Source organism: Burkholderia thailandensis E264, from assembly GCF_000012365.1.
Lineage (GTDB): Bacteria > Pseudomonadota > Gammaproteobacteria > Burkholderiales > Burkholderiaceae > Burkholderia > Burkholderia thailandensis.
On the sequence record NC_007651.1, the window covers coordinates 2438335 to 2455882 of the forward strand.

At 68.3% G+C, this 17548-nt stretch carries 20 protein-coding genes; 11 read left to right on the top strand and 9 right to left on the bottom strand.

Features of this window, described 5'->3' with window-relative positions; translation table 11 throughout:
• Positions 1–193 precede the first annotated feature (193 nt).
• On the top strand, positions 194–1372 hold the full coding sequence (locus tag BTH_RS23230) for an AAA family ATPase (protein WP_009909241.1): 1179 nt from the start codon (positions 194–196) through the stop codon (positions 1370–1372).
• A 368-nt stretch (positions 1373–1740) separates the two neighbouring features.
• A complete protein-coding gene (locus BTH_RS23235; RefSeq protein WP_009905026.1) occupies positions 1741–2805 on the top strand; it encodes a glycosyltransferase family 4 protein in 1065 nt (354 codons plus the stop codon).
• Between the two features lie 212 nt (positions 2806–3017).
• Here BTH_RS23235 and BTH_RS23240 read toward each other — a convergent pair whose 3' ends face one another.
• The 3 genes from BTH_RS23240 to BTH_RS23250 form a co-directional block, all read right to left on the bottom strand.
• A complete protein-coding gene (locus BTH_RS23240; RefSeq protein WP_009890687.1) occupies positions 3018–3605 on the bottom strand; it encodes a BPSL1445 family SYLF domain-containing lipoprotein in 588 nt (195 codons plus the stop codon).
• Positions 3606–3842: 237 nt separating this feature from the next.
• Positions 3843–4286 carry a membrane protein gene (locus tag BTH_RS23245; RefSeq protein WP_009890688.1) on the bottom strand — a complete coding sequence of 148 codons (444 nt, stop codon included), beginning with the start codon at positions 4284–4286 and terminating at the stop codon, positions 3843–3845.
• A gap of 209 nt (positions 4287–4495) precedes the next feature.
• A complete protein-coding gene (locus tag BTH_RS23250) occupies positions 4496–4786 on the bottom strand; it encodes a PsiF family protein (RefSeq protein WP_009890689.1) in 291 nt (96 codons plus the stop codon).
• Positions 4787–5280: 494 nt separating this feature from the next.
• Here BTH_RS23250 and BTH_RS23255 point away from each other — a divergent pair, with 494 nt between their 5' ends.
• Positions 5281–6324 carry an asparaginase gene (locus BTH_RS23255; RefSeq protein ID WP_009890691.1) on the top strand — a complete coding sequence of 348 codons (1044 nt, stop codon included), beginning with the start codon at positions 5281–5283 and terminating at the stop codon, positions 6322–6324.
• Positions 6325–6504: 180 nt separating this feature from the next.
• On the opposite strand, the gene lysM is transcribed toward BTH_RS23255, so the two are convergent.
• The 4 genes from lysM to gcl all read right to left on the bottom strand — a co-directional run bounded on the left by lysM (position 6505) and on the right by gcl (position 11263).
• Positions 6505–6975: a peptidoglycan-binding protein LysM gene (gene lysM / locus BTH_RS23260; protein ID WP_009890694.1), complete on the bottom strand. Its 471-nt coding sequence runs from the start codon at positions 6973–6975 to the stop codon at positions 6505–6507.
• Between the two features lie 630 nt (positions 6976–7605).
• Positions 7606–8580, bottom strand: coding sequence for a 2-hydroxy-3-oxopropionate reductase (locus BTH_RS23265; RefSeq protein WP_230588997.1), 975 nt, complete (start codon positions 8578–8580; stop codon positions 7606–7608).
• The gene (otnI, locus tag BTH_RS23270) at positions 8577–9386 is read right to left on the bottom strand and encodes a 2-oxo-tetronate isomerase (protein WP_011402285.1); all 810 of its coding nucleotides are present in this window, start codon (positions 9384–9386) and stop codon (positions 8577–8579) included. The genes BTH_RS23265 and otnI overlap by 4 nt, the downstream gene beginning before the upstream one ends.
• 101 nt (positions 9387–9487) lie before the next feature.
• Positions 9488–11263 carry a glyoxylate carboligase gene (gene gcl, locus BTH_RS23275; protein WP_009890701.1) on the bottom strand — a complete coding sequence of 592 codons (1776 nt, stop codon included), beginning with the start codon at positions 11261–11263 and terminating at the stop codon, positions 9488–9490.
• Positions 11264–11425: 162 nt separating this feature from the next.
• Here gcl and BTH_RS23280 point away from each other — a divergent pair, with 162 nt between their 5' ends.
• The gene (locus tag BTH_RS23280; protein ID WP_009890702.1) at positions 11426–12337 is read left to right on the top strand and encodes a LysR family transcriptional regulator; all 912 of its coding nucleotides are present in this window, start codon (positions 11426–11428) and stop codon (positions 12335–12337) included.
• Between the two features lie 87 nt (positions 12338–12424).
• Here the strand turns inward: BTH_RS23280 and BTH_RS23285 are convergent, their stop codons facing one another.
• Positions 12425–12850, bottom strand: coding sequence for a cupredoxin domain-containing protein (locus BTH_RS23285; protein ID WP_009890704.1), 426 nt, complete (start codon positions 12848–12850; stop codon positions 12425–12427).
• Between the two features lie 10 nt (positions 12851–12860).
• Positions 12861–13781: a metallophosphoesterase family protein gene (locus BTH_RS23290; RefSeq protein WP_009890706.1), complete on the bottom strand. Its 921-nt coding sequence runs from the start codon at positions 13779–13781 to the stop codon at positions 12861–12863.
• A gap of 207 nt (positions 13782–13988) precedes the next feature.
• Between BTH_RS23290 and BTH_RS23295 the strand changes: the two genes are divergently transcribed.
• The 7 genes from BTH_RS23295 (at position 13989) to BTH_RS35300 (ending at position 17540) form a co-directional block, all read left to right on the top strand.
• Entirely contained in the window at positions 13989–14711 is a 723-nt protein-coding gene (locus BTH_RS23295; protein ID WP_011402286.1) for an RNA polymerase sigma factor, read from the top strand.
• A complete protein-coding gene (locus BTH_RS23300) occupies positions 14701–15684 on the top strand; it encodes a zf-HC2 domain-containing protein (RefSeq protein WP_009890709.1) in 984 nt (327 codons plus the stop codon). Before BTH_RS23295 ends, BTH_RS23300 begins: the two co-directional genes overlap by 11 nt.
• 252 nt (positions 15685–15936) lie before the next feature.
• A complete protein-coding gene (gene rpsF / locus BTH_RS23305) occupies positions 15937–16311 on the top strand; it encodes a 30S ribosomal protein S6 (RefSeq protein WP_004193673.1) in 375 nt (124 codons plus the stop codon).
• Positions 16312–16347: 36 nt separating this feature from the next.
• Positions 16348–16647: a primosomal replication protein N gene (gene priB / locus BTH_RS23310; RefSeq protein WP_009890717.1), complete on the top strand. Its 300-nt coding sequence runs from the start codon at positions 16348–16350 to the stop codon at positions 16645–16647.
• Positions 16648–16649: 2 nt separating this feature from the next.
• Positions 16650–16925 (top strand): 30S ribosomal protein S18, encoded by a 276-nt coding sequence (rpsR, locus tag BTH_RS23315; protein WP_004193360.1) that lies wholly within the window; start codon positions 16650–16652, stop codon positions 16923–16925.
• 27 nt (positions 16926–16952) lie between these two features.
• Positions 16953–17405: a 50S ribosomal protein L9 gene (gene rplI, locus BTH_RS23320; RefSeq protein ID WP_009890725.1), complete on the top strand. Its 453-nt coding sequence runs from the start codon at positions 16953–16955 to the stop codon at positions 17403–17405.
• A gap of 6 nt (positions 17406–17411) precedes the next feature.
• Complete coding sequence (locus BTH_RS35300) at positions 17412–17540, top strand: hypothetical protein (protein ID WP_009905052.1); 129 nt, start codon at positions 17412–17414, stop codon at positions 17538–17540.
• Positions 17541–17548: the final 8 nt, after the last annotated feature.

Consider the following 17548-nt stretch of genomic DNA (forward strand, 5'->3'; position numbering starts at 1 on the left):
GCGAACGAGGTGAAACGTCGCGCGAGCGGTTCGCTCGCCGCGTCCGCTTGGAGTTTCTCGGTCGGCGCGTGCGCCAACCTGTGTTCGCGTCGTTCGTGGCCGATCCGCGGATGCGTCGATCCATCGATCCGTCGATGCGCGCGATCCGTCGATTCGCCGATTCGATCACTGTCTTTCGACACCCTGTTTCCCGATGCCCCCACTCACCGCACTCGCCATCGCCAATTACCGCTCGCTGCGCGATCTGATCGTGCCGCTCGCGACGCTCAACGTGATCACCGGGCCGAACGGCAGCGGCAAGTCCAGCCTGTATCGCGCGCTGCGCCTGCTCGCGGACACTGCGCAAGGCCGCGTGATTCCGTCGCTCGCCCGTGAGGGCGGGCTGCCGTCGACGCTATGGGCGGGCCCCGAGCGCTTCTCGCGCGGGATGCTGACAGGCGAGGTGCCGGTGACGGGCACGGTGCGCAACGAGCCCGTGAGCCTGAAGCTCGGCTTCGCGTGCGAGGATTTCGGCTACGCGATCGATCTCGGGCTGCCGCCGCTCAACAGCGAAACCGAGTTCGGGCTCGACCCGGTCGTCAAGCGCGAGTGCATCTGGAGCGGACCGATGCCGCGGCCGTCGACGCTGCTCGTCGACCGGCGCGGCGCGCAATTGCGCACGCGCGACGAGACGGGCGAGTGGCGGACCGTGCCGCAGCCGATCGCGAGCTTCGACAGCATGATGACCGAGTTCGCCGACCCACGCGGCGCGCCGGAGATGATCGCGGTGCGCGAGCGCATCCGCTCGTGGCGCTTCTACGACCACCTGCGCACCGATGCGCTTGCGCCCGCTCGGCTTGCGCAAGTCGGCACGCACACGCCGGTGCTGTCCGACGACGGCGGCGATCTGGCGGCCGCGCTGCAGACGATCTACGAAATCGGCGACGCCGCCGCGCTCGACGCGGCGATCGGCGACGCATTTCCCGGCGCGCGGCTCGAGATCGACAATCCGGGCAAGCGCGGCCGCTTCGAGGTGATGATGCGGCAACCGGGCCTGTTGCGGCCGCTGCGCGCGGCCGAACTGTCGGACGGCACGTTACGCTACCTGCTGCTCGTCGCGGCGCTGCTGACGCCGCGCCCGCCCGCGCTCCTCGTGCTGAACGAACCGGAGACGAGCCTGCACCCGGACCTGCTGCCCGCGCTCGGGCGGCTGATCGCGCAGGCGGCCGAGCGCTCGCAGGTGATCGTCGTGTCGCATGCGGCGCGGCTCGTCGCGTCGCTCGAACGCGAGCCGGACAGCCATTCGATCGTGCTCGAGAAGGCACTCGGCGCGACGCGGATCGTCGATGCGGACGCGCTGGAGTTGCCGGCATGGAAGTGGCCGGCGCGATAGCGGCTCGGCCGGCGGCGGCCGGGCGGGAGAACAGCCGGGGGCGAAAGGCGGGAGAGAAAAGCAGCGGGGAAAAGCGGCGAGGAAAGGCAGCGAGGTAAGGCAGGGGGCGGCCGAGAACGGCCGGCGGCGCTCGCCGCGATCCTTTGCCGCGGCGGCAAAGCGCGTCGGAATCCGACAAAAGGGGCGGGGTCGCTGGACAACGCCGGCCGGGGCTGCAAACATGCGGCTTCGCCGAATGTATCCCGCCTGTAACAAGCCCCAAAAAATGCAATCGGCCCGCTGGCGCGCGCGCCGATCGCTAATAATGGCACTTTGCGGGCGTCGCCCGACGCCGGTCCGCTGGCCGGCCGCCACAGGAGATCGTACCCATGAGAATTGCGCAGATCGCTCCGTTGACCGAATCGGTGCCGCCGAAGCTCTACGGCGGCACCGAGCGCGTCGTGTCGTACATCACCGAGGCGCTCGTCGATCTGGGGCACGACGTGACGCTGTTCGCGAGCGGCGACTCGATCACGCGCGCGAAGCTCGATGCGGTATGGCCGCGCGCGTTGCGGCTCGATTCGTCGATCCGCGACCGGATCGCGCCGCACATGCTGCTGATGGAGACCGTCGCACGCCGCGCGCGGGATTTCGACGTGCTCCATTTCCACATGGATTACTACTCGTTCTCGGTCTTCAAGCGGCAGGACACGCCGTTCGTGACGACGCTGCACGGCCGCCTCGATTTGCCGGAGCAGCAGCCCGTGTTCGACACGTTCGACACCGCGCCCGTGATCTCGATCTCGAACGCGCAGCGCCACCCGATGCCGCAGGCGAAATGGCTGACGACGGTCTATCACGGGCTGCCGGAGACGCTCTACACGCCGCAGCCCGGCGAGCAGTCGTATCTCGCGTTCCTCGGCCGGATCTCGCCGGAAAAGCGCGTCGACACGGCGATCCGGATCGCGCGGCGCTGCGGGATGCGCATCCGCATCGCGGCGAAGATCGACGCGGCGGACGAAGAGTATTTCGAGCGCGAGATCAAGCCGCTCTTCGCGCTGCCGCACGTCGAATACATCGGCGAGATCGCCGATCACGAGAAGGCCGCGTTCCTGTCGGGCGCGCATGCGCTGCTGTTTCCGATCGACTGGCCCGAGCCGTTCGGCCTCGTGATGATCGAGGCGATGGCGTGCGGCACGCCCGTCATCGCGTTCAATCGCGGCGCGGTGCCGGAGGTGATCGACGAGGGCGTGTCGGGCTTCATCGTCGAGGACGAGATCGGCGCCGCCGCGGCGGTGAACCGGCTGCACATGCTGTCGCGCGAGCGGGTGCGTGCGCGCTTCGAGGAGCGCTTCACTTCGCGCCGGATGGCTCAGCAATACGTCGACGTCTATCAATCGCTGATCCGCGCGCAGAAGCGCTCACGCTTCAAGGTGATCGATTCGGCGTCTTGAGCGGGCGGCGAGGGCGGCGGCGTTGCCGCGCGTCGTGCCGCTTTCGTGGCGTTGCCGCGTCGCCGGCGCGCTGGCGACGGGCACGCGGCCCTTCGCCGCATGACGCGCAGCGGGGCGGCGGCGCAAAAAAAACGGCGATGCGCGTAAAGGCGCATCGCCGTTCTCGCGTCGGCCGCCGCTCGACGTCGGCGCGACAGCCGCCCGCGCGGGCGTCAGATCTTCAGCTTCGTGACCTTCGTGCCGCTGATCGACACGTCGCCCATCAGGCCGGCGTTCGTCAGCACGATCACTTCGACGGGCGCGGTCGCCGTCGTCGTGTCGATCGCGCCGTTCGCGCCCATCTTCACGAGCGCGACCGAAGCATCGGCGCCTGCCGCCCAGCCGTCGGAGCCGCGGAATTTGTCGAGCGCGTCCTGCGTCATGAACAGGAACACGATCGCCTTCGATTGCGCCCCCGCCTGCAGGCCGACCGACAGCGACGACGTGTTGTAGTAGCCGACCGTCGCGCCGCCGACGCGCAGCGCGCCGTTGCCGGTCTGGCCGCCGATGATGAGGCCTGCCTGGATCACGTCCGGGAACACGAGCACGCCGCGCGACTTCGCGACGAGTTCACGCGAGCCGGGCACCGTCGAATACATGCGCGACAGCGTCGCGTCGACGCTCGCATCGATGGCTTGACGCTTCGACGCGTTCGTCGCGGCATTGGCGGGCTTGTCCGGCGTCGTCGTGCAACCGGCGAGCGCCAGGCTGCCCACGACGAGCGCGGCGGCGGCTTTCAACACGAGATTGCGTTTGTGCATCGTTTTTCTCCATCAAGTGTAGATCAGCGTGATTCCCGCGAACGGGCGTATCACGCGGGACTTTATAACACAGCGAAGTGCCTTTCCTTGTCGCTGTAAGGTGAAAGACCGTCAAATCGGCGTGTTTCATTGTGCAGCGGCGCCGGTGCGCGCACGTTGTCGCGCGCCAAGGTTCGTGTGGGCGAAAGATTCGAGCGCGCGCCACGCGTCACGCATGATTTCGCGCGGCGCGAACCGTCAGTGATGCGAAACGGGCGGTTTGATGGGCGGACGCCGCAGCGCGCGGCGCACGAGGCCGATCACGACGCCGCACGCGAACAGGAACGCGGCGGGGACGATCCAGTAGCCGACGAACGCGTGCCACAGGTAACTCGCGAGCGTGCGCTTGCGCACCGAGAATTCGTCGCGCGCCTCCTGCTGGCGGCGTGCGTTCGCCGCGAGCACGTCGGCGGGGCAGCCCGCCGCGCGCGCGTCGGCCGGCTCGCCGCGGCAGACTTTCGCCGCGCCCGCCGCGCGCTGCGCGTCGGTGAGCTCCCACGTCGTCAGCGCGAGCTTCAGGTCGGCGTAGTTGTAGGCCATTTCCTCGCGGATCTCGCGCACGGCGACGATCGCGACGGGCACGGCCCAGAACACGATCACGATCAGCCAGCGCCGGAACCAGCGACTTTGTCTCCATGCCATCCCGAGCCTCCGTATGATGCGCGGTGCGCATCCGTCATGAGGGCGGCCCGATGGCGCTTCTTGTCGGTGGGGAGGGCCGCGCTGCAGCCATCATAGAAGAAATCGCGGCCAAACGCCGCAGTTGACGCCTGCGCGACGGCGCGCATCGAAAAGAAAATGCCGCGCCCGTCGAAACGGTGCGCGGCATCGTGCGCGATTCGCTGGAAGCGTCAGGCGGCGGGCTTCGCCGACAGGCAGTCCTTCATGAACGCCTTGCGCGCGTCGCCCTTCTTGTCGCCGGCCTGCGTGTTGCAGGCCTTCATCTTTTCCTGCTGCGACATCTTCTTGGCCGGTTTCGCCGCCAGGCAATCCTTCATGAACGCCTTGCGCTCGTCGCCCGTCTTGCCGGCGGCCTGCGCGTTGCATGCCTTCATCTTGTCCTGCTGGCTGTTTGCGGCGAAAGCGGGCGTTGCCAGCACGCCGCCGACGAGCAGCGCGGCCATCAGCGATCGGATCTTCATTGAACACTCCCAGTGGGTGAATTGCATGTTGTTCGATAAGCCGCGAATCGCGCGGCTGCGCGGGTCGCGGTTTGCATTATGGCAAATCGGCGCTGAAACGACAAAATACTCGGGAAAACGAGCGGCGCGCTAATTTTCGCGCGGCGCGCGCGTAGCGGCTGCGCGCGCGATGCGGCGGGCGGCTGCGGCCGAAGTGTTTCCGCAAGGCGGAAAGCGCCGGTGCCGGTGGGCATTTCGGGCGAGCGGGCCGCACGGGCGGCGCATGCATCGTTCGAGCCGAGGCGTCGGGCGGCGCCGTCGATTTTGTCTATTTCGAGATAAAGCGAACCGGTGCGGCGCCGCGGTCTTGCGCATCGCGCGGGCATCGCGGGCATCGCGGGCATCTCGGCGCGGCGCAACCGGTCGCGGCGCGGGGGCCGCGTCGCGCGGCCGCGCGCTCGGGAAAACTCCGCCCCCTTGCCGAAGGGTGGCCGGCTGCCGTTACAATCGCGGCCATGAACGCACCGACATCTTCCCATCCCCCTCATGTGACGAACCCGGCGCCGCGCGCGCTGCCGCGCATCGCCGTCCTTGCGACGGGCGGCACGATCGCGGGCGCCGCGCCCGACGCCGCGCAGACGGCCGGCTATCACGCGGGCGCGCTCGGCGTCGACAGGCTGCTCGCCGCCGTGCCCGCGCTCGCGCAGATCGCGACGATCGAGGCCGAGCAGATTGCGAGCATCGACAGCAAGGACCTGTCCGTCGCGCTGTGGACGACGCTCGTCGAGCGGATCAACGCGCTTGCCGCGAGCGAGGCGATCGACGGCATCGTGATCACGCACGGCACCGACACGCTCGAAGAAACCGCGTACCTGCTGCACCTGACCGTGAAGACCGCGAAGCCCGTCGTGATGACGGCGGCGATGCGCCCGGCGACCGCGCTGTCGTCCGACGGCCCGCTCAACCTGCTGAACGCGGTGGCGGTCGCGGGCAGCGCGGCGGCGCGCGGGCAGGGCGTGCTCGTCGCGTTCAACAACCGGATCCACAGCGCGCGCGACGTCGTGAAGACGAGCACCTACGCGGTCGACGCGTTTCATTCGCCGGAGCTCGGCGCGCTCGGCTGGGTGCAGGACGGCCGCATCGAGTTCGCGCGCCGCGCGACGCGTGCGCATACGCTCGACACGCGCTTCGCGATCGGCGCGGCCTGGCCGCAGGTCGACGTCGTCACGAGCTATGCGGGCGCGTCGCGCGTGATCGTCGACGCGTGCGTCGCGGCCGGCGCGCGCGGGCTTGTCGTCGCAGGCACGGGCAACGGTTCGATCCACGCGGCGGTGCAGACGGCGCTCGCCGATGCGGCGGCGAAAGGCGTTGCGATCGTGCGCGCGTCGCGTGTCGGCTCGGGGCATGTGATGCGCAATGGCGCGGCGAACGACGATGCGCTCGGCTTCGTGAGCGCAGGCTCGCTCAATCCGTACAAGGCGCGCGTGCTGCTGATGCTCGCGCTCGCGGCGGGCATGACCGACGTGCACGAATTGCAGCAGGCGTTCGATACGTATTGATGATCGGACCGGCGTGCGCCGCCGTCGAGCGCGGCGCGCGGCCCGTCGATCGGGTGGGGCGCGCGCCGCCGGCGCGCGGATCGAGCCGCGTCGGATCGAATCGGAGGCAATCGCGACGCGCATGAAAAAAGCGGACCCGCAAGTCCGCTTTTTTCATGCTGCCCGCTGCGCGCGCGTCGTTCAGGACTGCGGCGGAATCACGAGCTTCTGGCCCGGATAGATCTTGTCCGGGCTCGACAGCATCGGGCGGTTCGCCTGGAAGATCGCGTCGTTCTTCGAGCCGTCGCCATAGTACTTCTCGGCGATCTTCCACAGGTTGTCGCCGGACACGACGTCGTGGTATTGCACTTGCGGATCGTCCGGCTGCAGGTCGTCGTCATTGACGCCCGCGACGCCTTGCACGTTGCCCGCCGCCACTTTGACCTTCGCCTTCGTGTCGAGATCCGCGACGCTGCCCGTGAGCGTGACGGTGCGCGACGCACCGTCGAACGCGACCGTCAGGTTCGACGTGTCGAGGCCCTGTGCGCAGATGTAGTTCTTGATCGCATCGGCGGCCGTCTGGTTCGCGGCGGCCGGATCGGTCGCGGCTTGCTGGTCGCTCTTGCCGAGCAGCTTTTCACCCGCTTCCTTGATGAACGAAAGAAGACCCATCGCAACACTCCTTCAGGTGATTGACAAAAATGCGCCGTGAAGTTGCGGGTAGCGCGAGCGATGCGCGCGCTTCCCGAAAGGCGTCGCGAAAGTGTAGGCGTTCGCGTTGCAAATTGCATGAAAAATCGCCTCGTCGAACGTAAAGAAATGTAATACGTGCTGAGACGAATCCGACAGACGGACACCCGACGACGACGTCTGACCGACCAAGGTTTCCTCGTCGGCGCCGGGTGCCGCTGCGGACCCACCCGCCGCTCTCAGCCGAAAGCGGCTTCATATGCCTCGCCGCGCGCAATGCGCGCGGCGAGGCGCCCCATCGACGATGCGTGCGTGCGCATCGGATTCGATTGCATCGAGTGTCATGTCGACGACTCGTTGCCGTGATAGACATCGGGGCACGCTGCGAACGTGCATGGCATCGCGGCGCGGCGCTTCACGAGCGAGCAAGATGCGTCGGGCGATGCCTGATGCGAGCGCTGCACGTGCAAGCCGAACGACAGGCGCTCGCGCTTGCGCTGCGCCGTATCGGCGCGGCGCTTCTCCGTGCCGCCTCACCGTGCCGCTTCACCGCGACTTCACGCTCTCCAGGCTTGCCCGCATCGGCGCGACTCGACGCGCCGACACGTTCGCTCACGCGAGCTTCTCGTCACGCTGCGGCTCGCCGATCTCGAAGTTCGACATGATCTCGAGCGCGCGCACGATCGCCGAGTGGTCCCATGCGCCGCCGCCGTTCGCCGCGCACACGCTGAAGAGCTGCTGCGCGCTTGCCGTGTGGGGCAGCGCGATGTTCATCCGGCGCGCGCCGTCGAGCGCGAGGTTCAGATCCTTGCGATGCAGGTCGATCCGGAAGCCCGGATCGAACGTGCGCTTCGTCATCCGCTCGCCGTGCAGCTCGAGAATCCGCGACGACGCGAAGCCGCCCATCAGCGCGCGCCGCACGCGCTCCGGGTCCGCGCCCGAGCGCGCGGCGAAGAGGAGCGCCTCCGCGACCGCCTCGATGTTCAGCGCGACGATGATCTGGTTCGCGACCTTGCAGGTCTGGCCCGCGCCGTTCTCGCCGATCAGCGAGACGTTCTTGCCCATCAGTTCGAGGAGCGGCTTCGCCTGCTCGAACGCGCGCTGCGGGCCGCCGACCATGATCGTGAGCGTCGCGTCGCGTGCGCCGACCTCGCCGCCCGACACGGGCGCGTCGAGATAGTCGCAGCCGAGCGCGTTGATCTCCTTCGCGAACTCGCGCGTGTCGAGCGGCGAGATCGAGCTCATGTCGATCACGAGCTTGCCGGCCGACAGGCCCTTCGCGACGCCGTCGTCGGCGAACAGCACGTTGCGCACGTCGGGCGTGTCGGGCACCATCGAGATCACGATGTCCGCCGCCCGCGCGACGGCCGTCGAATTCGCGGCGACCTGCGTGCGCTCGCGCAGATCGGCGGGCACCGGATACGCGCCGTTCACGACGAGGCGGTGACCGCCCTTGAGCAGGTTGCGCGCCATGTGCGCGCCCATGATGCCGAGGCCGATGAAGCCGATCGTTGCCATTGCGGTGTCTCCTGTAAGTCCGTGAATGTCGAATGCGGAACGGGTGGATGAGGGCGCGTGCCGGGTCACGCGTCGGTGCGATCGCGCGGCGCGTCGACGCGCGCGATCTGCCGCAGCCAGCCGAGACCTTCGGCCGTCGTCGCGCGCGGCTTGTATTCGCAGCCGACGTAGCCTTCGTAGCCGAGCGCGTCGAGCAGATCGAACAGGTACGCGTAATTGATCTCGCCCGTGCCGGGCTCGTGGCGGCCCGGATTGTCCGCGAGCTGGATGTGCGCGATCGAGCCGATGTGCTTGCGAATCGTCGCCGCGAGCTCGCCCTCCATCCGTTGCATGTGGTAGATGTCGTACTGCAGGAACAGGTTGTCGGCGCCAACCGCGCGGATCACGTCGAGCGTTTCGGCGGAGCGGTTCAGCGCGAAGCCGGGGATGTCGTACGCATTGCACGGCTCGACGAGAAGGCGCAGGCCCGCCTTCTTCAGTTCCGCGGCTGCGAAGCGCAGGTTATCGACGATCGTCGCGAGCGCCGTGTCGCGCTCGACGCTCGCGGGCGCAATGCCAACGAGGCAGTTCAGCTGCGGCACCTTCAGCGCGCGCGCATAGTCGATCGCGCGGCCGACACCGTCCTGGAATTCGCCGACGCGATCGGGCAGGCAGGCGATGCCGCGCTCGCCCTGATCCCAGTTGCCCGCAGGCAGGTTGTGCAGCACGAGGCGCAGGCGATTGGCGTCGAGACGCTCGGCGAGCTCGTCTTTCGCGTACGGATACGGGAACAGGAACTCGACGGCGCCGAATCCCGCATCGGCCGCCGCCTCGAAGCGGTCGAGGAACGGCATTTCGTTGAACAGCATCGTCAGGTTGGCTGCGAATTTCGGCATGTCGGTCATCTCGCTGGTCGGTCGGTTGTGCAAGTCGAAGCGGTCAAGCTGATCAGCGATGCTGATCAATCAAGCAGGCGAAGCGATGGGCGCGAGGCGCGTCAGTCGAGCAGCGAGATCGCGGTCGGCGCATGCTCGGCGCGGTCCGCGAGATCCTCGAACTCGTTGATCGCGTCGATCTCGGCGCCCATCGAGATGTTCGTCACGCGCTCGAGAATCACCTCGACGACGACGGGCACGCTGAACTCGGCCGTCATCCGTTGGGCGCGCTCGAGCGCGGGCGCGATCTCCTCGGGCTTGAACACGCGCAGCGCCTTGCAGCCGAGCCCTTCGGCGACGGCGACATGATCGACGCCATAGCCGTTCACCTCGGGCGCGTTGATGTTGTCGAACGCGAGCTGCACGCAGTAGTCCATGTCGAACGCGCGCTGCGCCTGACGGATCAGGCCGAGGTACGAGTTGTTGACGACGATGTGCACGTACGGCAGCTTGAACTGCGCGCCGACGGCGAGCTCCTCGATCATGAACTGGAAGTCGTAGTCGCCCGACAGCGCGACGATCGGGCGCTGAGGATCGGCCGCGCGCACGCCGAGCGCGGCGGGAATCGTCCAGCCGAGCGGGCCCGCCTGGCCGCAGTTGATCCAGTTGCGCGCCTTGAACACGTGCAGGAACTGCGCGGCCGCGATCTGCGACAGCCCGATCGTGCTCACGTAGCATGTATCGCGGCCGAACGCCTTGTTCATCTCTTCGTATACGCGCTGCGGCTTGACGGGCACGTCGTCGAAATGCGTCTTGCGCTGCAGCGTGCGCTTGCGCTGCTGGCAATCGGCGACCCACGCGCCGCGGTCCTTCAGCTTGCCCGCGGCCTTCCATTCGCGCGCGATCTCGACAAACAGCTCGAGCGCCGCCTTCGCATCCGACACGATCCCGAGATCGGGGCCGAACACGCGGCCGATCTGCGTCGGTTCGATGTCGACGTGAACGAACTTGCGGCCCTTCGTGTAGACGTCGACGCTGCCGGTGTGGCGGTTCGCCCAGCGGTTGCCGATGCCGAGCACGAAATCGGATGCGAGGAGCGTTGCGTTGCCGTAGCGGTGCGACGTCTGCAGCCCGACCATGCCGGCCATCAGCGGGTGATCGTCGGGAATCGCGCCCCACGACATCAGCGTCGGGATTACCGGCACGCCGAGTGTCTGCGCGAATTCGACGAGCAGATGCTCGGCCGCCGCGTTGATCACGCCGCCGCCCGACACGATGAGCGGGCGCTCGGCGTCGTTCAACATCGCGAGCGCGGCCTCGATCTGTGCGCGCGTCGCGCGCGGCTTGTAGACGGGCAGCGGCTCGTAGGTCGCGATATCGAATTCGATCTCGGCGAGTTGCACGTCGATCGGCAGATCGATCAGCACGGGGCCCGGGCGGCCCGATCGCATCAGGTGGAACGCCTGCTGGAACACGCGCGGCACGAGCGCCGGCTCGCGCACCGTGACCGCCCATTTCGTGACGGGCTTCGCGATCGATTCGATGTCGACCGCCTGGAAGTCTTCCTTGTAGAGCCGCGCGCGCGGCGCCTGGCCGGTGATCGCGAGGATCGGGATCGAGTCGGCCGACGCGGAGTACAGGCCCGTGATCATGTCGGTGCCGGCGGGGCCCGACGTGCCGATGCACACGCCGATGTTGCCGGGCGCGGCCCGCGTGTAGCCTTCCGCCATGTGCGACGCGCCTTCGACGTGCCGCGCGAGCACGTGCCCGATCGCGCCCGAGCGACGCAGCGCCGAATACAGCGGGTTGATCGCGGCGCCCGGCACGCCGAACGCGGTCTGCACGCCTTCCCTCTCGAGTACGAGCACGGCTGCGTCGACGGCTCTCATCCTGGCCATGAAATGTCTCCTTGTTCGATGCGAATCGCGGGTATCGCTGGTGTCGAGGACACTTTAGGGATGCAGGAAAGGTTTGATAAGATCGAGCCGAGTCGCTTATTTCGAGACTAAAAGTATCGAATGCCGGGCGCGCGCGACGGCGCCGGGTGGGGGAGGCAGCGGATGGACCGATTCAAGCAGATCGAAACCTTCGTGCGGGTGGCCGACGCGGGCAGCCTCGCGGCGGCCGCGCTCGAGGAGGGCGTGTCGCCCGTCGTGCTCGGGCGGCGGATCGACGCGCTCGAGAAGCGCCTCGGCGTGAAGCTGATGTACCGGTCGACGCGCCGGCTCGTCGTGAGCGAGGACGGCGCCGCGTTCCTCGAGCGCTGTCGCGGGCTCCTCACCGAGTGGGCGCAGGCCGAGAACGAGGTTGTCGCGGGGCGCCGCGCGGTGGGCGGGCATCTGATCGTGTCGGCGCCCGCCGCGTTCGGCCGCAAGCACGTCGCGCCGCTCGCGCCCGCGTTCATCGCCGACAAGCCCGACCTGCAGATGTCGTTCAACCTGACCGACCGCGTCGTCGATCTCGTGCGCGAGGGCTACGATCTGTCGATCCGGATCGGCGGCGCGGTCGATCCGAACTTCGTCGCGGTGAAGCTCGCGTCGAACCGGCGCGTCGTGTGCGGCACGCCCGAGTATTTTCGCCGGCACGGCCGGCCGAAGACGCTCGACGATCTCGCGGGCCACAACTGTCTCGCGTTCAATCTGCAGGGCGGCCAGAACCGCGGCTGGTACTTCCGGCGCAGCGGCAAGCTCGTGACGATGCGCGTGTCGGGCACGCTCGACTGCAACGACGGCGAGCTCCTGCACCGCTGGGTGTCGGAGGGGCTCGGGCTCGGCTGGCGCTCGACGTGGGAGATCGCGCAGCAGCTCGCGCGCGGCGAGCTCGAGACGGTGCTCGACGAGTACGCGCTGCCCGACTACGACATCCTCGCCGTCTATCCGCAGCAGCGCTACGTGCCGGCGCGCGTGCGCTACTTCATCGATTACTTGCGCGACGTCTATGCGCGGCCGGGGTATTGGGAAGGCGCCGAGTGAGCGCGATCCGGCGCCGCGCGCGGTTCTCGAACGGGCGCCGGATCGCGAGGTCGCCGGATCGGGCGGGTCAGGCGGCCGCCCTTCCCGCTACCCGACGACGAGCACGCCGTTCATCGTCTCGTGCCCGGAGCCGCAGAAGATGTCGCACAGGAACTGAACCGTGCCTGGATCGCCCGCCTGCGCGGCAAGATGCACGAGCGCGCCTGGCGGCACGTCCGCACGCACGCCGTACTGCGGGATCGAGAAGCCCATCACGGTGTCCTGCGCGGTCAGCTCGAACACGACCGATTCGTGCGGCGCGAGCGCGATCCGGTCCGGCGTGAACACGAAGCGCCGCGCGTGGACCTTGATCACGCGCGGCGGTGCCGCGCGCACATGCGGCGCGTCGACGCCCGCGAGCACGGCAAGCGCCGCGCCGCCCGCGGCGAAGAGCCAGCGGCGGCGCGATGCGGATGGCACAGTCGCTTGAGCCCGGCCGCGAAGCGCACGCGGATCGAAGAAAAAATGGCGCATCGCAATCTCCTCAGATAGTCGATCGTGCCGGTTTCGCGCCGACGGGCATCTCGGTCAGCGCCGGCGCGCGCGCCGCGTCGCCGAGACGCACTTCGCGCCAGCCGAGCCCGCGATAGGGCGCCGCGGCGTCCCACGGCACCGGCAGGCGCTTGTCCTGCGAGCCGGGCGCGGGCAGCGGGAACATCAGCGAGCGCGCCGCGTGGTGTGCGATGTGGCCCGTCATCGCGTGGTGCTCCTGATGGATGTGCCCATAGAACACCGTGACGTTCGGATAAGGCATCAGCACGTCGACGACCTTCGCGCCGTCGCGCGTCGCCCAATCCCATTGCGGCGCGAGATCGAACAGCGGCCGGTGCGTGAACACGACGATGCGCGCGTCCTTCGGCTGCCGCGCGAGGTCCTGCGCGAGCCATTCGATCTGCGCGTCGCCGACGCGGCCGGCCGGATCCGACACGTTGTCGACGACGACGAAATGCACGCCCTTGTGATCGAACGCGTAATGCGTGTCGCCGAAAATTTCGCGGTAGGCGGCGCCTGCGTCGAGGCTCGCGTCGTGCTCGCCCGGCATCAGGTGCAGCGGCTTCGCCCTCAATTGCGCGACGATCGACTGGAACTGCCGCATCCGCGTGCGGCGCTCGGCCGGGTCGTCGGTCGTGTGCGTGAGGTCGCCCGTGAACATCACGAAGTCGGGCGCGACGGGCAGTGCGTTGACGGCTTCGATCGCTTTCGGCAGCGTGCCGCGCGCGTCGGGATTGATCGCGGGGCCGGAGAAGCCCCAGTGCGCATCGGAGAGCTGGACGAAGAAAAAATCCGCGTCGGCGTTCGCGGCGATGCTCCAGCCGGGCAGCGCGGACGCGAACGCAACGCCGCCGCCGCATGCGGCAAGGCGCAGGAAGTCGCGCCGTTTCAGGGCTCGGGTGAGGGTCGGCATGAGGGCTCCTTCGCAAGTGACGGTTCGTGCATGCGATACCGTCGCCGCGGCGCGGCTATTCCCGGTTTATTTTTCGTCTCCGGGCGCGGATCGCGGGAATAAACTGGAGCGATGAGCGGTAAGCATCGTTGACGGCGTGCGCCGCATCGGGCGGCGTGCGCCGGAGGCGAGCGGCCGGCGGGCGGCCGCGCATCCCCGGGAGGCGACGTGGGTCAATTCGGCCGAGTGGTCGACGAACGCAACGCGGGCGACGAGGGCGGCGAGGATGAGCAGGACGGCGAGGCCGCGGCGGCGCGCGGCGAGCGCTTTCGCACGCTCGCGCTGCCGCATCTGGACGCCGCGTACAACCTCGCGCGCTGGCTGTGCGGCAATGCGAGCGACGCGGAGGACGTCGTGCAGGACGCGTGCATGCGCGCGTTTCGCTTTCTGGATTCGTGCCGCGGCGACAACGCGCGGCCGTGGCTGCTGACGATCGTGCGCCACACCTGGTACACCGAGTGGCGGCGGCGGGCGAATGCACACGAAGTCGCCGCGACCGACGCGCTCGACGCCGCCGATTCGCCGGACGACTGGCAGCCGGCGGCCGAAGATCCGCTCGCGCTGCTGATGCGCAGCGAAGACGCGCACCGCGTGAACGCCGCGCTCGCGAAGCTGCCGCCCGAGTACCGCGAGGTGCTCGTGCTGCGCGAAATGGAGGACTTGAGCTACCGTGAGATCGCGGCGATCGCCGACGTGCCTGTCGGCACCGTGATGTCGCGGCTCGCGAGGGCGCGGCGGCGGCTCGCCGCGTTGCTCGGCGGCGCGCACGACGAGACGGCGCACGCATCGCGCGCCGCCCGCGCGCCGGCGCGTTCGGGCGAGCGCGCGGCGGACGGCGAGCGGGGCACGCCGCCGTCCGGAACCGCATCGGAGGCCATCGATGGACTGTAACGAAGCGCGTGCGCTGCTCGGCGCGGACGTCGACCGCGAGCTTTCCGCGCCCGACGCGTGGCGGATCGAGCGGCACGTCGACAGTTGCAGTGCGTGCCGTGCCGAGCGGGAGCGGCTCGTCGCGCTTGGCCGGGCGGTGCGGCGGGGAGGATACCATCGCGCGCCGCCCGTGCTGCGCGAGCGGATTGCCGCGCAATTGGCGGGGGCGGAGGCGCCGTTGGTGGAGGGGCCGGCAGCGGAGTTTCCTTCGGTCGAGACCGCGTCGGGCAAGGCAGGGCGGAGCGCCGAGATTCCGGTTGGCGATGTGCGGGCGTCGCACGTTCCGTCCGCCCACGCGTCGGCGCCGGGCGGCGGCGGCCCGCCTGCGTCGCGGGCGAAGCGCTGGTTTGCGCGGCCCGGCCCGCACGGCGTGCCCGCCGGTGCCGCGCGCGGCTGGCCGTGGCCGCGCGCCGCGGCGCTGCCCGGCCTCGGCTGGGGCGTCGCGCTGGCGATCGCGCTCGCCTCGGTGGCGGGGCTCATGTTCGATGCGCGCCGCGCGGGGGCGGAGCGCATCGTCGACGAAATCGTCGCGAGCCACGTGCGGGCCGGCCTGTCGTCGCGCGACATCGACGTGATCTCGAGCGATCGGCATACGGTCAAGCCGTGGTTCAACGGGCGCCTCGACTACGCGCCGCCCGTCGTCGATCTGAGCGCGAGCGGCTTCGCACTTGCCGGCGGGCGGCTCGACTATGTCGGGCGGCGGCGCGTCGCGGTGCTCGTCTATCGCTACCGACAGCACGTGATCGATGTCTATGTGCAGCCGGCGGGCCAGGGCGGCGCGGCGCGTTACGCGACGGTGTCGCAGGGCTATGCGCTCGACCGCTGGGAGGCGGCGGGCATGACGTGGTGGGCGGTCACCGACGCGGAGCCGTCCGCGCTCGCGGCGTTCAAGGCGGCGTTGATCTCGCGCGTCGCGTCGCCGCGGGCCGAATGACCGGGGGGGCGATGCGTCCCTATCAAGCCAAGTCAGGCCGGGCTGGGCCGGCGCCCGCCGCGCGTGCCCCGCGAACGAGCGCGTGCCCAGCGTTGCTCGCGAAGTCCCCAAGTCGTTGAAAACACGGCCGAAACGCGCCGCGAAACGTCGGTTGGCCTTGCGTGCGGCCCATATCCGGGTTAAACTCTCCGGCTTCTCACTTGCCACACCGGTTCAGACGCCCGGGTGGCTTTTATCCACAAGGAGTGTGTAATGCGTCATTACGAAATCGTCTTCATCGTGCACCCCGATCAGAGCGAGCAAGTGCCCGCGATGATCGAGCGTTACAAGTCCACGATCACGTCGCACGGCGGTCAGATCCACCGCGTCGAAGACTGGGGCCGCCGCCAACTGGCCTACATGATCGAGAAACTCGCGAAGGCTCACTACGTTTGCATGAACATCGAGTGCGACCAGACGACGCTCGACGAACTCGAACACGCGTTCAAGTTCAACGACGCCGTGCTGCGCCACCTCATCGTCAAGATGAAGAAGGCCGAAACCGGCCCGTCGCCGATGATGAAGGAAGTTCAGCGCGAAGAAGCCAAGAAGGCGGCTGCAGCCCAGCCGACCGAAGCGCAGGCTTAACGCACCAAGCCATCAGGGAAGGAGCGCGTCGCTTTCGTGAACAGGCTGCAACTGACGGCGAGCGTCGTCGAGCGTGAACCGGTGCGGTACACCCCCGCCGGCGTTCCGATCGCAAGCGCCACGTTGCAGCATCGCACGGAAGTCGTCGAGGCAGGCATCGCCCGGCAGGTCGAATTGACGATCCCGGCCGTTGCGGCAGGCGAGGCGAGCGGCAAGCTGGAAGCGTGCGAGATGGGCGTCGAGACGCTCTTCACCGGCTTCCTGGCGAAAAGGCACCGCAACGCGAGAACCCTGGTGTTTCACATCACAGCATTGCAGGACATTGGAAAGGACTGAACATGGCCCGCCCCACTGGTAAGAAATTCGACAAGCGTCGTCAGCAACAAAACCCGCTCTTCAAGCGCAAGAAGTTCTGCCGTTTCACGGCAGCCGGTGTCGAGCAGATCGACTACAAGGATACGGAAACGCTGAAGGACTTCATCGGCGAGAACGGCAAGATCACGCCGGCGCGCCTGACAGGCACGAAGGCTCACTATCAGCGCCAGCTCGATACGGCGATCAAGCGCGCGCGTTTCCTCGCGCTGCTGCCGTACACCGATCAGCACAAGGCGTAATCAGGCGACGCAATAAGGAGAATTCGAATGCAAATCATTCTGTTGGAAAAAGTCGCCAATCTGGGCAACCTCGGCGATATCGTCAAGGTCAAGGACGGTTACGCACGCAACTTCCTGATCCCGAACCGCAAGGCGCGCCGCGCGACGAAGGACGCGATCGCTGAATTCGAAGTCCGCCGCGCGGAACTCGAAAAGATCGCCGCCGAGAAGCTGGCTGCCGCGCAAGCGGTTGGCGAGAAGCTGAGCGGCCAGGCGTTCGAAATCACGCAAAAGTCGGGCGTCGACGGCCGTCTGTTCGGTTCGGTCACGAACGGCGACGTCGCGGAACTGCTGAAGAAGGCAGGCTACGAAGTCGAGAAGGCGCAAGTGCGCATGCCGGAAGGTCCGCTGAAGATGATCGGCGAGCACGGCGTGCAGGTCGCGCTGCACACCGACGTCGTCGTCGACGTAACGGTCAACGTCATCGGCGACCACGCGTAAAGCGACATGCAGTCTCTACGGGCGGCACACGCCGCCCGACATGAAGGGCAGGGGCTCGGGCAACCGGTTCCTGCCTTTTTTCGTTTCTCGGCGCATCCGGCGCCGGGTGGCGAAGCCGCGCCCATTTCGCGATAATCCGTAGC